Annotated in this window: 17 protein-coding genes; 11 read left to right on the forward strand and 6 right to left on the reverse strand. The window is 66.0% G+C overall.

The features are described 5' to 3' along the window. The first annotated feature begins 4 nt into the window (after positions 1 to 4). From Q0C42_RS02795 to Q0C42_RS02810, 4 genes are all read left to right on the forward strand, one after another. On the forward strand, positions 5 to 1,354 hold the full coding sequence (locus Q0C42_RS02795; protein WP_295071635.1) for a S41 family peptidase: 1,350 nt from the start codon (positions 5 to 7) through the stop codon (positions 1,352 to 1,354). 7 nt (positions 1,355 to 1,361) lie between these two features. Beyond that, the gene (locus Q0C42_RS02800) at positions 1,362 to 1,841 is read left to right on the forward strand and encodes an RNA pyrophosphohydrolase (RefSeq protein ID WP_295071638.1); all 480 of its coding nucleotides are present in this window, start codon (positions 1,362 to 1,364) and stop codon (positions 1,839 to 1,841) included. 77 nt (positions 1,842 to 1,918) lie between these two features. Further along, a complete protein-coding gene (locus tag Q0C42_RS02805) occupies positions 1,919 to 2,293 on the forward strand; it encodes a hypothetical protein (RefSeq protein WP_295071641.1) in 375 nt (124 codons plus the stop codon). Between the two features lie 236 nt (positions 2,294 to 2,529). Further along, the gene (locus Q0C42_RS02810) at positions 2,530 to 4,236 is read left to right on the forward strand and encodes a bifunctional sulfate adenylyltransferase/adenylylsulfate kinase (protein ID WP_295071644.1); all 1,707 of its coding nucleotides are present in this window, start codon (positions 2,530 to 2,532) and stop codon (positions 4,234 to 4,236) included. A gap of 52 nt (positions 4,237 to 4,288) precedes the next feature. On the opposite strand, the gene Q0C42_RS02815 is transcribed toward Q0C42_RS02810, so the two are convergent. From Q0C42_RS02815 to Q0C42_RS02825, 3 genes are all read right to left on the reverse strand, one after another. Beyond that, the gene (locus Q0C42_RS02815) at positions 4,289 to 4,762 is read right to left on the reverse strand and encodes a cytochrome b/b6 domain-containing protein (protein ID WP_295071647.1); all 474 of its coding nucleotides are present in this window, start codon (positions 4,760 to 4,762) and stop codon (positions 4,289 to 4,291) included. 109 nt (positions 4,763 to 4,871) lie between these two features. Beyond that, entirely contained in the window at positions 4,872 to 5,099 is a 228-nt protein-coding gene (locus Q0C42_RS02820) for a DUF1150 family protein (protein ID WP_295071650.1), read from the reverse strand. After that, complete coding sequence (locus Q0C42_RS02825) at positions 5,096 to 5,554, reverse strand: Hsp20 family protein (protein ID WP_295071653.1); 459 nt, start codon at positions 5,552 to 5,554, stop codon at positions 5,096 to 5,098. The genes Q0C42_RS02820 and Q0C42_RS02825 overlap by 4 nt, the downstream gene beginning before the upstream one ends. Before the next feature lie 210 nt (positions 5,555 to 5,764). On the opposite strand from Q0C42_RS02825, the gene Q0C42_RS02830 reads away from it, so the two are divergent. From Q0C42_RS02830 to Q0C42_RS02845, 4 genes are all read left to right on the forward strand, one after another. Further along, complete coding sequence (locus Q0C42_RS02830; protein WP_295071656.1) at positions 5,765 to 5,983, forward strand: DUF465 domain-containing protein; 219 nt, start codon at positions 5,765 to 5,767, stop codon at positions 5,981 to 5,983. Positions 5,984 to 6,038: 55 nt separating this feature from the next. Further along, positions 6,039 to 6,518 (forward strand): 5-(carboxyamino)imidazole ribonucleotide mutase, encoded by a 480-nt coding sequence (gene purE / locus Q0C42_RS02835; RefSeq protein ID WP_295071659.1) that lies wholly within the window; start codon positions 6,039 to 6,041, stop codon positions 6,516 to 6,518. Then, a complete protein-coding gene (locus tag Q0C42_RS02840) occupies positions 6,511 to 7,575 on the forward strand; it encodes a 5-(carboxyamino)imidazole ribonucleotide synthase (RefSeq protein WP_295071662.1) in 1,065 nt (354 codons plus the stop codon). Before purE ends, Q0C42_RS02840 begins: the two co-directional genes overlap by 8 nt. Before the next feature lie 124 nt (positions 7,576 to 7,699). Next, positions 7,700 to 8,215 (forward strand): low affinity iron permease family protein, encoded by a 516-nt coding sequence (locus Q0C42_RS02845; protein WP_295071664.1) that lies wholly within the window; start codon positions 7,700 to 7,702, stop codon positions 8,213 to 8,215. Here the strand turns inward: Q0C42_RS02845 and Q0C42_RS02850 are convergent. After that, positions 8,112 to 8,861: an alpha/beta fold hydrolase gene (locus tag Q0C42_RS02850; RefSeq protein ID WP_295071667.1), complete on the reverse strand. Its 750-nt coding sequence runs from the start codon at positions 8,859 to 8,861 to the stop codon at positions 8,112 to 8,114. The two genes, Q0C42_RS02845 and Q0C42_RS02850, sit on opposite strands and share 104 nt — an antisense overlap. An 89-nt stretch (positions 8,862 to 8,950) precedes the next feature. Here Q0C42_RS02850 and Q0C42_RS02855 point away from each other — a divergent pair, with 89 nt between their 5' ends. The 3 genes from Q0C42_RS02855 to Q0C42_RS02865 are packed head-to-tail and all read left to right on the forward strand — an operon-like array spanning position 8,951 to position 10,372. Further along, positions 8,951 to 9,406, forward strand: a complete 456-nt coding sequence (locus Q0C42_RS02855) for an NUDIX hydrolase (RefSeq protein WP_295071670.1) — start codon at positions 8,951 to 8,953, stop codon at positions 9,404 to 9,406. Further along, positions 9,403 to 9,903: a GreA/GreB family elongation factor gene (locus tag Q0C42_RS02860; RefSeq protein ID WP_295071673.1), complete on the forward strand. Its 501-nt coding sequence runs from the start codon at positions 9,403 to 9,405 to the stop codon at positions 9,901 to 9,903. Before Q0C42_RS02855 ends, Q0C42_RS02860 begins: the two co-directional genes overlap by 4 nt. Continuing rightward, on the forward strand, positions 9,890 to 10,372 hold the full coding sequence (locus Q0C42_RS02865) for a GNAT family N-acetyltransferase (protein ID WP_295071676.1): 483 nt from the start codon (positions 9,890 to 9,892) through the stop codon (positions 10,370 to 10,372). The genes Q0C42_RS02860 and Q0C42_RS02865 overlap by 14 nt, the downstream gene beginning before the upstream one ends. Here Q0C42_RS02865 and Q0C42_RS02870 read toward each other — a convergent pair. Both Q0C42_RS02870 and Q0C42_RS02875 read right to left on the reverse strand, forming a co-directional pair. Further along, positions 10,348 to 11,190 carry a DMT family transporter gene (locus Q0C42_RS02870; protein WP_295071679.1) on the reverse strand — a complete coding sequence of 281 codons (843 nt, stop codon included), beginning with the start codon at positions 11,188 to 11,190 and terminating at the stop codon, positions 10,348 to 10,350. The genes Q0C42_RS02865 and Q0C42_RS02870 overlap by 25 nt on opposite strands. A gap of 48 nt (positions 11,191 to 11,238) precedes the next feature. Then, entirely contained in the window at positions 11,239 to 11,841 is a 603-nt protein-coding gene (locus Q0C42_RS02875) for a 2-hydroxychromene-2-carboxylate isomerase (RefSeq protein ID WP_295071682.1), read from the reverse strand. Positions 11,842 to 11,937 lie beyond the last annotated feature (96 nt).

Raw genomic sequence — 11,937 nt, forward strand, 5'->3', positions numbered from 1 at the left:
GAGGATGAAGAAACATGTGATCGCCGCGCTGGTGGGAACCGTTGCCGGGGTCCTCGCGACCACGCAGATCGCCGGTCCCCTCGTCGCGCAGGAAGCGGTGCAGGACAGTTCGGTCTATGACCAGCTTGACCTCTTCGGCGACATCTTCGAACGGGTTCGCTCGCAATATGTCGAAGAGGTCCCGACCGACAAGCTGGTGACAGCGGCGATCAACGGGATGCTGACCTCGCTTGACCCCCATTCGTCCTACCTCTCCGCCAAGGACTTCGAGGACATGCAGGTCCAGACCCGCGGCGAGTTCGGGGGTCTCGGGATCGAGGTCACGCAGGAAGAAGGCTTCATCAAGGTCATCGCCCCGATGGACGACACCCCTGCCGACAAGGCCGGGATCTTGGCGGGCGACTTCATCACCCATGTCGACGCCGAGCCGGTCTCGGGCCTTCTGCTGGACGACGCCGTTGAAAAGATGCGCGGCCCCATCGGGTCCGAGATCATCATCACCATCGTCCGGGAAGGCACGCCCGAACCCTTCGACGTCTCGATCATCCGCGACACGATCAAGCTGACCGCCGTGCGCGGCCGGGTCGTCGGCAAGACCGTCGTGCTTCGCATCACCACGTTCAACGACCAGACCACCAGCGGCTTGGCCGAAGAGCTGAAGAAGGGCCTTGAAGAGCTTGGCGGCATGGAGAACCTCGACGGTGTTGTCGTCGACATGCGCAACAACCCCGGCGGCCTCTTGAACGAGGCGATCACCGTTTCGGACAGTTTCCTCGACAAGGGCGAGATCGTCTCGACCCGGGGCCGCGACCCGCAAAGCGGCGAACGCTACAATGCCCAGCCCGGCGATCTGATCGAAGGCAAGCCGATCGTTGTCCTGATCAACGGCGGCTCCGCCTCGGCTTCCGAGATCGTGGCCGGCGCCTTGCAGGATCACCGCCGCGCCATCGTCGTCGGCACCAAAAGCTTTGGCAAGGGATCGGTCCAGACCCTGATCCCGCTCCGGGGCGACGGCGCCATGCGCCTGACCACCGCGCGCTATTACACGCCCTCGGGCCGGTCGATCCAGGCCCTTGGCATCTCGCCCGACATCGTCGTTCAGCAGCCTGCCCCCCCGCCCCCCGAGGACGCCGCCGAGGACGAGGAGCAATCGGCAGCCAAGCGCGAGCGGTCCGAAGCCGACCTGCGCGGTGCGATCACCAACGACTCGATGACCGACGAGGAGAAGCGGCTTTACCAGGAAGAGCAGCAGCGCGCCGAGGAATCCGCCAAGCTTCGCGACGAGGATTACCAGCTTGCCTATGCCGTCGACATCATCAAGGGCCTGACCGCCATCGCCCTGGAAGAGCAGTAAGCGCTCGATGGTCGACGTCGAAAGCCTGCCCTACCGGCCCTGCGTGGGCGTCGTGCTGATCGACGCCCGCGGCATGGTCTTCGCAGGCCAGCGGATCGACAGCCCCTCGCCCGCGTGGCAGATGCCGCAGGGCGGGATCGACGACGGCGAAAAGCCCCGTGAAGCCGCCTACCGCGAGCTGTGGGAAGAAACCGGCGTGACCCGGGACAAGGTGGAGTTCGTCGCCAAGACCCACGGCTGGGTGACCTACGACCTCCCGACCGAGCTTCTGGGCAAGGTCTGGGGCGGCAAGTTCCGGGGCCAGCGGCAGAAATGGTTCCTGTTCCGCTTCAAGGGCACCGACAGCGACATCAAGATCGCCTCCGAACATCCGGAGTTCTCGACCTGGCGCTGGATCCTGGCGGACGAGATGGTCGAAAGCATCGTCCCCTTCAAGCGCGCGGTCTACGATAAGGTCATCCGCAGCTTCCGGGCCTACCTGGCCTGAGTGCCCGCTTGACCCAGCGCAAGGACACCTTGAACATCGGGCGCAGAATGACGACGTGATCAGCCGTGGGAGCATCCATGCATATCGCCTTGTCCATCGCCTTTGTGTTCGGAGTGCTGCTGCTGATCGAAATCGCGTCGCATGGCGCGATGATCGCCATGTCGGATGTCCCGGGCGCGGCTTCCAGTTCTGTCGGCTTCTTCTCGGGCCTGGCCTTGTCCAGGCTGGGGACCGCGGTGGCGTTCGTCGGCCTCTGGCTGATGATCCGGTATGACCAGGTCGAACGGATCTGGACCTACACCTTCTTCTGGTGGGTCATGTTCTTCTTCCACGAAATCGGCCTCGGGATGGGACCGGACTACACCTGGCAGGACGCGGCCAGTGGTATCGTTGCGGCCAGCATCTCCTTGCCCCTGTCCGGCCTGATCGTCGTCCGGCTCTTGCGCAGCTGACGCGGTCAGATTTGGCAAAACAGGATTCCGTTCCTGGAATCCAACCTGCGGGCAACTCCTTTGGGAAATCCATCCAGCCGCCATCCGCTTCACGGAACTCTGACCCTTGGCCTTTGCACCACGCGGCATTTCCGCCTTTTCTCCGGACCTTCTTCCGGGGATCGCTTGAATTCCGCCCCTTTCCCGCGTTACGGACCCGCGCAAATGCGGCCCAGTCCGTGCTGAAAGGTTGTCCGATGTACCTGCAGAACCACGCCCCGATCCCCGAGCTTTACGTCTCCTACGACTCGGCCCAGAAGCTGAAGGTCGAGGCCGGGCAGCTCCCCTCCTGGGACCTGACCCCACGCCAGATCTGCGACCTCGAGTTGCTGATGAACGGCGGGTTCTCGCCCCTGAAAGGCTTCATGAGCGAGGCGGACTACGACGGCGTGGTGGCCAACATGCGCACCGCGGACGGCACCCTTTTCCCGATCCCGATCACTCTGGACGTCTCCGAGGCTTTTGCCGACAAGGTCGAGCCGGGTCAGGACATCGCGCTGCGCGATCAGGAAGGCGTGATCCTCGCGATCCTGTCGATCAGCGACAAGTGGGTGCCAAACAAGGCGGTCGAGGCCGAGGGCGTCTTCGGTGCCGACGACTTGGCGCATCCGGCGGTCAACTACCTGCACAACACGGCCGGCAAGGTCTATCTCGGTGGCCCGGTGATCGGTATCCAGCAGCCCGTCCACTACGACTTCAAGGCCCGCCGCGATACGCCAAACGAACTCCGCGCCTTGTTCCGCAAGCTGGGCTGGCGCAAGATCGTGGCCTTCCAAACCCGCAATCCGCTCCACCGCGCGCACCAGGAACTGACCTTCCGCGCCGCACGCGAAGCCGAGGCGAACCTCCTGATCCACCCCGTCGTCGGCATGACCAAACCCGGTGACGTCGACCACTTCACCCGCGTCCGTTGCTATGAGGCGGTTCTGGACCAGTATCCGGCCCAGACCACCGCCCTTTCCCTCCTCAACCTTGCCATGCGCATGGCTGGCCCGCGTGAGGCTGTGTGGCACGGCATCATCCGCAAGAACCACGGCTGCACCCACATGATCGTCGGCCGCGACCACGCCGGTCCCGGCAAGAACAGCGCGGGCAAGGACTTCTACGACCCCTACGCCGCGCAAGAGCTGTTCGCCCAGCACGCCGCCGAAATCGGCATCGTAATGGTCGACTTCAAGCACATGGTCTACGTGGCCGAAAAGGCCCAGTACTACCCCGCGAACGAGATCCCGGAAGGCTCCACCGTCCTTGACATCTCGGGCACCGAACTGCGCCGCCGCCTGCGCGAAGGCCTGGACATCCCGGAATGGTTCTCCTTCCCCGAGGTCGTCAACGAACTCCGCAAGACTAGCCCCGCGCGGTCCAAGCAGGGTTTCACCGTCTTCTTCACCGGGCTTTCGGGCAGCGGCAAGTCCACCATCGCCAACGCGCTGATGGTCAAGCTGATGGAGATGGGCGGGCGTCCCGTCACGCTGCTGGACGGTGACGTCGTGCGCAAGCACCTGTCCTCGGAACTGGGGTTCAGCAAGGAACACCGCGACCTGAACATCAAGCGCATCGGCTATGTCGCATCCGAGATCACCAAGAACGGCGGCATCGCGATCTGCGCACCCATCGCGCCCTACACCGCGACCCGCCGCGCCGTGCGCGAGATGGTCGAAGCCTTCGGTGCCTTCGTCGAAACCCACGTTGCCACCTCGATCGAGGAATGCGAACGCCGCGACCGCAAGGGACTCTACAAGCTGGCGCGTGAAGGCAAGATCAAGGAATTCACCGGGATCTCCGACCCCTACGAGGCCCCGACCCAGGCCGAGCTTGTGGTGGACACCGAGAATGTCGATGTCGACCATTGCGCCCACCAGGTGCTGCTGAAGCTGGAGCAGATGGGCCTGATCAAGGCCTGATCTGGGCCTCCGGATCAAAAAGGGCCGCGCTTTCGGGCGCGGCCTTTGTCATTTATCCCGCCTTCATCATCCGGCGCAGCAACCCGTCCTTCAGGACATACTGATGGTAAAGCGCCATCAGCGCATGGCCCAGGACGACCAGCATCAACAGGTTCGCCGCCAGCCCGTGGATCTCGCCCACGTCCAGGCCCAGGAAGAAGACGCTGATACCCCCCAGAGGCACCGCGATCATCAGCAGATAGATCAGCCGGTGTCCCCAGTCCGCCGCCCGCGCCGTCAGGCTGCCCGGCGTCCCCGGTGCGGCAGGGGCTCCGCGCGTCAGCCGGACCAGCACCCGCACCACGACCAGCGCCAGGATCGACAGCCCCACGGCGACATGCGGCACAAAGCCCGCAACGCCCCCGTCCTCGACCACTTCCATCGCTTCTTCGGCACCCTCACCCGTGAACCAGGCGGTCACGATCAGGATGGCAATCAGCCAGTGCAAGGCAATCTGGATGCCCGAGTATCCGGTTGTGGTTTTCAAGATGACCTCCGTTGACGACACAACACCTACGCAACAGCGTAGCCGTTCCGTCGTCAAAGGCCAGTAATGTAAGGAAGCACCCGACGCCGCCCGACGGCGGCGTGGCCGATCAGTGCACGCTGACCGGCGTGAAGTCATGCTCGCGCGCCAGGTGGAACGCCATGTTCCGGTCGGCGACCAGTGCCAGCTGCCGCCCGTCCGCCCCGTGGACCGACCAGATCACGTCCAGCCCGTCCATCTGCTCGCGCACTTCGTCCGGCAGGTCCATGACGGCGATTTCCCGGACATAGACGATCCGGTCGGCCCCTTGCGGCAGCCCATTGAATGGAGTGTTCATTTCTTCAGCCCTTCCTTAAAGCCCGTCCCCTGGGACGCGGCATCCTTGCGACCGATCCGGATCGTCTGCACCACGGTCTCCGGCACATGGCGGCGCAGGTCGACGTGCAAAAGCCCGTGTTCCATCGTCGCACCCGCAACCTCGACCCCGTCCGCCAGCACGAAACTGCGCTGGAAGGCACGCGCCGCGATCCCGCGATGCAGAAACACCCGCTCGCCCACGTCATCGGCCTGACGACCGCGGACGACCAGCTGCCGGTCCTCGACCGTGATCGACAGGTCCTCCTCGCGGAAGCCGGCGACGGCAAGGGTGATCCGGTAGACGTTTTCCGCCACCGCCTCGATGTTGAACGGAGGATAGCCCTCGGCCCCGGATTTGGCAGTGCGTTCGACCAGCCGTTCCAGCTGCTCGAACCCCAGAAGATAGGGATGGGCCCCAAAGCTCAGTTTCGTCATCGGACAGTCCTTGCGATAAGCGACGGTTCGGTCATTGCGGCCCCGCATTCAGGCACCGCATGTCAGAAATATGGGGCCCCCCTGCGCGCCTCGCAAGCCCCGCTGCAGCATCGCACCCCGCATCCACAGCGTGAATCTTGGCAGAAACCTTCACGCAAGCGCAGTGCTTTCCTATATCCTTGCGCAAAGGCAGGAATTGATTCGCCAACCATGAACGCGCCCACCGAACTCAGCCACGACGAAATGCTCGGCATCAAGCTTGAGGTTCTGCGTCGCGAACACCGCGACCTGGATCAGGCGATCCATGCGCTTGAGGAAACGGGTCGTCCCGACCAGCTGACCCTGCGCCGGTTGAAGAAGCAGAAGCTGTTTCTGAAGGATCAGATCGTGAAGATCGAGGATATGCTGATCCCCGATATCATCGCCTGACGCTTGCCCCTTGCCACGGTTCCCGGTAATCGCGCCTGAAACCAGGGAGCCGCGCATGGTCGTATCCGTCGGAATCATCATGGGGTCGCAAAGCGACTGGCCGACGATGAAGGCTGCGGCCGAGGTCCTGGACGAGCTTGGCATCCCCTACGAGGCAAAGATCGTCTCCGCCCACCGCACGCCCGACCGGCTGTGGGACTATGGCAAGACCGCCGTTTCGCGCGGGCTGAAGGTGATCATCGCGGGCGCCGGTGGGGCCGCCCATCTTCCCGGCATGATGGCCTCCAAGACCCGGGTGCCGGTGATTGGCGTGCCGGTCCAGACCAAGGCATTGTCCGGCGTCGACTCGCTGTATTCCATCCTCCAGATGCCCAAAGGCTACCCCGTCGCCACAATGGCCATCGGCGGCGCGGCCAACGCGGGGCTCATGGCTGCCGCGATCCTGGCCGTGTCCGACCCCGCCGTGGCCGCAAGGCTGGACACCTGGCGCGACGCCCTCTCCGCCTCGATCCCCGAGGAGCCGAAGGATGACTGAGCTTCCGCAGGGCGCAACCATCGGCATCCTTGGCGGCGGGCAACTTGGCCGGATGCTCTCGGTCGCCGCCAGCCGACTTGGCTATCGCTCCCACATCTATGAGCCGGGTGCCGCCCCCGCCGGGGACGTGTCTCTTAAGGTGACAACCGCGCCCTACGAGGACGAAGCCGCCCTCCGCGCCTTCGCAGCCTCGGTCGATGTCATCACCTACGAGTTCGAGAATGTCCCGACCTCGGCCCTGGACCTTCTGGAAAGCCTGAAACCGATCCGCCCGAACCGCCGCGCGCTGGCGATCAGCCAGGACCGGATCAGCGAGAAGTCGTTCCTGAACGACCTCGGCCTGCAAACCGCCCCCTGGGCCGCCGTGAACTCCGAAGCCGACCTGCGCGCCGCCGCCGACCAGCTGGGCCTGCCCGCGATCCTGAAGACCACGCGGCTCGGCTACGACGGCAAGGGCCAGGTCAAGCTGACCGCGCCGGAAGACATCCCCGCCGCCTGGGCCGCGATGAACGAGGCACCCTCCGTCCTGGAAGGCTTCGTCGCCTTTGACCGCGAGGTCAGCGTTATCGCCGCCCGCAGCCTCGACGGCCAGGTCGCGTGCTTCGACCCCGGCGAGAACATCCACCGCGAGGGCATCCTGCGGACGACCACCGTCCCGGCCAAACTGGGCCCCGCCCAGCGCACCGACGCCGTCCTGATCGCCGCCCGCATCCTGAACGCACTCGACTATGTCGGCGTCATGGGGGTAGAGCTTTTCGTCACCCAGAAGGGCCTTCTGATCAACGAGATCGCCCCCCGTGTCCACAACTCCGGTCACTGGACGCAACAGGGCTGCGCCGTCGACCAGTTCGAACAGCACATCCGCGCCGTGGTGGGCCTGCCTTTGGGTGACGGCAATCGCTACGCCGACGTGGTGATGGAGAACCTGATCGGCGATGATGTCCTGCGCGTGCCCGACCTTCTGAAGGCGCGCGATACCGCCGTGCATCTTTACGGCAAAGGCGCCCCCCGTCCCGGCCGCAAGATGGGCCACGTCAACCGGGTCGTCCGCGGCTGATCCCTCCTTCTCGGACAGCGCCTCCGCGCCCCACCCGCGAGGCGGGACGAAAGTCACGCTTTCCCCACTGTGGCACCGTTTTCCCACTTCCGCGTTACCCCGGGATTTTTGCCCCGAGGTAGCCATGAACGACAAGACCTCCGTCTACACCCGCGCCGCCCGCTGGATCGCACAGCTGTCCGGCCGCCCCGTCACCTTCCTGCTGGCCGTGGCCTCGATCATCCTCTGGCTGGTCACCGGCCCGATCTTCGGCTTTTCAGACACATGGCAGCTGGTGATCAACACCGGCACCACCATCGTCACCTTCCTGATGGTCTTCCTGATCCAGAACACCCAGAACCGCGACACCACCGCGATGCAGCTGAAGCTGGACGAGCTGATCCGCGCGACCGAAGGTGCACATCTTTCGCTGCTCGACCTGGAAGAACTGGAAGAACGCGAGCTTGCCGCCTTCGTCACCCAATACGAAGCCCTGGCCGCCAAGGGCCGGGCGCAACTGGACAAGGGCAAGCCCGACACCGGCACGCCCGAGGTCATTACCGGGACTGCACCGCCTGAAGAGACTCTTTCACGACAGAGGCCAGTGTTAGTGACGGGTCGAACCGCCCCTCGCGGAGAAAAGCCAGGACCTGCCGAATGACCACCGGGTTCACCATCATGAAGGTATGCGTGACCGGAAGGACCAGATGGTCCGCCATCCCCTCCAGCCGGGTGCTTTCCACCGTGACCTTGCCGTCGTTCGGCCCCGGCAGCATGGTGTTCCAGACCGGGTTCAGCGACCGCGTCCCCGCGATGATACCCAAGGGATAATCCGCTGGCGGCAGGCGGTTGGGCCAGCTGTCCGGCCCGGTCCCCAGCGTCAGCCCGGCCTTGCCGTTCATGATGCTGAACACCGGGTTGTCGCCCAGCTTGTCCACCAGCTCCGACCCGTGGTTCGGCGGGGCAAGCATCACCACCCGACCCAACTGCGCGGGTCGGCTGCGTGCCAGCCAGTCCCGCAGCAGAATGCCGCCCATCGAATGCGTGACGAAATGTACCCGCCCCGGCCCCGCAGCAGCGACGGCGCGGTCCACCTCCTTGATCAGGTCCTCCGGCGCCGCCTTGGTCGAGGGGTAGGCCCAGTTGACCACCCGGAAGCCCGCCGCCTTCAACGCCAGCGCCATCGGGGCAAGCGAGGCATCGGTGCGTGCTAAGCCATGCAGCAGCACCACAACGTCTGCCACACCCGCGCCCTCTTCGGTCGCGGGGGCGGGCAGGAAGCGGGCAAGCGGTCCGGTCAGCCACATGATACGACTCTCTGCCCGCCTTGGCCCCGCAGCAAGCCCGGAATTCCCGCCACTGGACAAAGCCGACGCAGCGTCACAGGCTTCCCGGCATGGCCCGCCTCAAACCCCGCCTCGCTGCACGCGCGCTGATCCTGCACCAGGATCGGCTGTTGCTGGTCAACGCCTACCCCGATGCGCATCTCGGCCTTTGGTGCGCCCCGGGTGGCGGTTGCGAGGCGGGGCAGTCGCTGCCCCAGAACCTCGTCCGCGAGGTGATGGAGGAAACCGGCCTGACCATCGCCGTCGGCCCCCCGGTCCTGGTTAACGAATTCCACGACCCCGAGACCGGCTTTCACCAGGTCGACCTGTTCTTCCGCTGCACCCTTGTCTCCGGCGATCTGGACGATGCCTGGGTGGACCCCGAAGGCGTCGTCACCGACCGGCGCTTCTTCAGCCGCACCGAACTTGCCGCCGGCCACATCCGGTTCAAGCCCGACAGCCTCCCCGACGCCGCCTGGGGATCGGCCTGCGCCCATTACGACGCCCTGGAAGTGATCCTGAAATGAGCCGCGCCTTCGTCAACGAGGATGCCGGGAACGACCGTCCCGACCTGCCCGAGCTTCCGGTCCCCCCCGGTCCGAACATCGTGACCCCGCGCGGACTGGCGGCCCTGCACGCGAAGATCGCCCAGCGCCAGACTGACCTGGGCGGCCTCAAGGCCCGGCCCGACCGTCTCGACAAGCTTCCCGAAGCCGCCGCCGAAAGGGACCTGCGCTGGCTGGAGGCGCGCCTGAAAGCCGCCGTGGTGATCGACCCCGCACAGCATGACCTGACCGAAGTCGCCTTCGGGCTTGCCGTCACCGTGGCCGACGAAGCGGGCAAGGAAACCACTTACGAGATCGTGGGCGAAGACGAGGCCGACGCACCCCACCACCGCATCGCCCCGAACTCCCCCCTCGCCCGCGCCCTCCTTGGCGCGCAGGTCGGCGACGTTGTGACCTGGCCTCGCCCCGCCGGAGCAGTCGAGCTGGAAGTCGTCAGGATCGCCCATGCGCATCCGTGAACTCTTCCCGTCGGAGACCGCGCTCGTCACCCAATTCTACCGCGAGGCGCCGGACTACTGGCTGCTCGCCGAAGGTCGCGCCGACGCCGAACGTCATGCGCAAGAGTTCTTCACCGATGCCCCGCCGAACTGCGATCCGGCACAAAGCGACCGCTTGGGGCTGTTCCTGAACCAGCGCCTCTCGGGCGTGGCGGAACTGTCCTACGGCTTCCCCGAACCGAACGACGCCTACCTGGGCCTCATGATCCTCGGCCCTTGGGCGCAAGGTGCGGGACATGGCCGCACCTTCCTGACCCATGTCGAAACCCTCGCCCGCAAACGCCACGCCGCGCGCCTTTACCTCGCCGTGCTGGACGTGAACCCCCGCGGCTTGGCGTTCTGGGAGCGCGAGGGTTTCACCTCCACCGGCCTTTCGCGCAAGGACGCACTGACCGGCCACACGACCTACCGGCTGGTCAAGCTCCTGTAAGGCAGGCTCGCCAACGCGACCCCGCCCAGCACCAGAGCCGAGGCCAGCCAGAACCGCAGGCCCGGCAGTTCGGCCAACAGCACCGCCCCGCCCAGCGCCGCGATCACCGGCACCGTCAACTGGGCCACCGCCGCCCGCGCCGCACCCAGTCTGGGCAGCACCGCATACCACAGCGCGTATCCCAGCCCCGAGGTCACCGCCCCCGACACCACCGCCAGAAGGACCCCCACCGCATCAGGCCGCGCCACGCCGACCGCCGCGCCCAAAGCCAGCACCAGAGGCACCGACAAAAGGAAATTCCACGCCGTCGCCGCCAGCGGGTCCACCGCCCCACGGCCGACCAGCGAATAGATCCCCCAGCCCAACCCGGCCACGGCCATCAGCGCCAGCGGCCCCCAAGCCACCGCGCCAGGTGCCGCGATGACCGCCAACCCGCCCAGGGCCAGCCCCGCCCCCGCCCAGCGCCGCGCCGGCACCACCTCCCGCGACACCAGCGCCCCGGCGAACATCGTCACCTGCACCGTCCCGAACAGCACCAGCGCCCCGGTCCCGGCATCAAGCCCCCGGTAGGCCAGCGAAAACCCGATCAGATAGGCTGACAACCCGCCCACCCCTGCGACACGTCCCTGAAGACCCGGCCATCCCATGCCGCCGCGCTGCCACCAGACCAGCGCCATCAGCATGACCGCCCCGGCCAGCACCCGGACACAGGCGAACTCCACCGCCCCGATATGCCCCGACCCGACCGCCCAACGGTTCAGGACCGAATTGGCCGCGAAGGCCAGCATGGTAAGGGCGGTCAAAACGAACAGGCGCATGGCCGCCACCATGGGCCGCTTCGTCACGGTTCCACAAGTGCGCCTTGGTCAGCGCTGCGCTGGATGCGTCCCGGCAGCCCAGGCGACCGCCTCGTCCAGCCGGTCGTCGCCCCAGAAAAGCTCGCCGCCCACCGCAAAGCTTGGTGACCCGAACGCGCCCACCTGTCGCGCAGCGTCAGTCTCTGCGTCCAGCCGCGCCGCCGCCGCGGGGTCCTGCGCCAATGCCAGCACCCGTTCGGGCTCCTGCCCAAGGCGGGGCAGGATCACCGCAAGGCTATCCGGAGTTCCCAGCGGCAGGCCCGCAAGAAACCATGCGCGGAAGCTTTCGACGCTGTAGGCCTCGACCCATCCCTCGGTCGCCGCGACCATTGCCACATGGCTGGCCAGCAAGTCCGGCTCGGTCGGCCAGATCGGCGGCTTGACGAAGGGCAACCCGTGCCACGCCGCCCGCCGCTGGATGTCGCGCCACATGTAGCGCACCTTCTGCGCCTCATCCCGCAGGGCCACGTTGTTCTCACGCATCAGCGGCCGCACATTGATCGGCCGCCAGCGCACCTGCACCCCGGCCTTCTCTGCCATCGGTCCGATCCGCAGGACCGACGGGTAGGCATAGACGCTGCCGAAGAAGTAGAAGAAGTCCAGGCTTCCCATCCCATCCCCCGATCCACCCAAGCGCAGATTACCACGGGACGTCGCAGCCACCGGACAAAAAGAAAGGGCGCCCGAAGGCGCCCTTTCCGAAAGGTC

Origin of the sequence: Tabrizicola sp. (genome assembly GCF_022842145.1) — a bacterium.
GTDB lineage: Bacteria > Pseudomonadota > Alphaproteobacteria > Rhodobacterales > Rhodobacteraceae > Tabrizicola.

Coding starts and splice junctions, on each gene's coding strand:
- Q0C42_RS02795 (WP_295071635.1), top strand. CDS start 5: ATGAAGAAACATGTGATCGCCGCGCTGGTGGGAACCGTTGCCGGGGTC.
- Q0C42_RS02800 (WP_295071638.1), top strand. CDS start 1,362: ATGGTCGACGTCGAAAGCCTGCCCTACCGGCCCTGCGTGGGCGTCGTG.
- Q0C42_RS02805 (WP_295071641.1), top strand. CDS start 1,919: ATGCATATCGCCTTGTCCATCGCCTTTGTGTTCGGAGTGCTGCTGCTG.
- Q0C42_RS02810 (WP_295071644.1), top strand. CDS start 2,530: ATGTACCTGCAGAACCACGCCCCGATCCCCGAGCTTTACGTCTCCTAC.
- Q0C42_RS02820 (WP_295071650.1), bottom strand. CDS start 5,099: ATGAACACTCCATTCAATGGGCTGCCGCAAGGGGCCGACCGGATCGTC.
- Q0C42_RS02825 (WP_295071653.1), bottom strand. CDS start 5,554: ATGACGAAACTGAGCTTTGGGGCCCATCCCTATCTTCTGGGGTTCGAG.
- Q0C42_RS02830 (WP_295071656.1), top strand. CDS start 5,765: ATGAACGCGCCCACCGAACTCAGCCACGACGAAATGCTCGGCATCAAG.
- purE (WP_295071659.1), top strand. CDS start 6,039: ATGGTCGTATCCGTCGGAATCATCATGGGGTCGCAAAGCGACTGGCCG.
- Q0C42_RS02840 (WP_295071662.1), top strand. CDS start 6,511: ATGACTGAGCTTCCGCAGGGCGCAACCATCGGCATCCTTGGCGGCGGG.
- Q0C42_RS02845 (WP_295071664.1), top strand. CDS start 7,700: ATGAACGACAAGACCTCCGTCTACACCCGCGCCGCCCGCTGGATCGCA.
- Q0C42_RS02850 (WP_295071667.1), bottom strand. CDS start 8,861: ATGTGGCTGACCGGACCGCTTGCCCGCTTCCTGCCCGCCCCCGCGACC.
- Q0C42_RS02855 (WP_295071670.1), top strand. CDS start 8,951: ATGGCCCGCCTCAAACCCCGCCTCGCTGCACGCGCGCTGATCCTGCAC.
- Q0C42_RS02860 (WP_295071673.1), top strand. CDS start 9,403: ATGAGCCGCGCCTTCGTCAACGAGGATGCCGGGAACGACCGTCCCGAC.
- Q0C42_RS02865 (WP_295071676.1), top strand. CDS start 9,890: ATGCGCATCCGTGAACTCTTCCCGTCGGAGACCGCGCTCGTCACCCAA.
- Q0C42_RS02870 (WP_295071679.1), bottom strand. CDS start 11,190: ATGCGCCTGTTCGTTTTGACCGCCCTTACCATGCTGGCCTTCGCGGCC.
- Q0C42_RS02875 (WP_295071682.1), bottom strand. CDS start 11,841: ATGGGAAGCCTGGACTTCTTCTACTTCTTCGGCAGCGTCTATGCCTAC.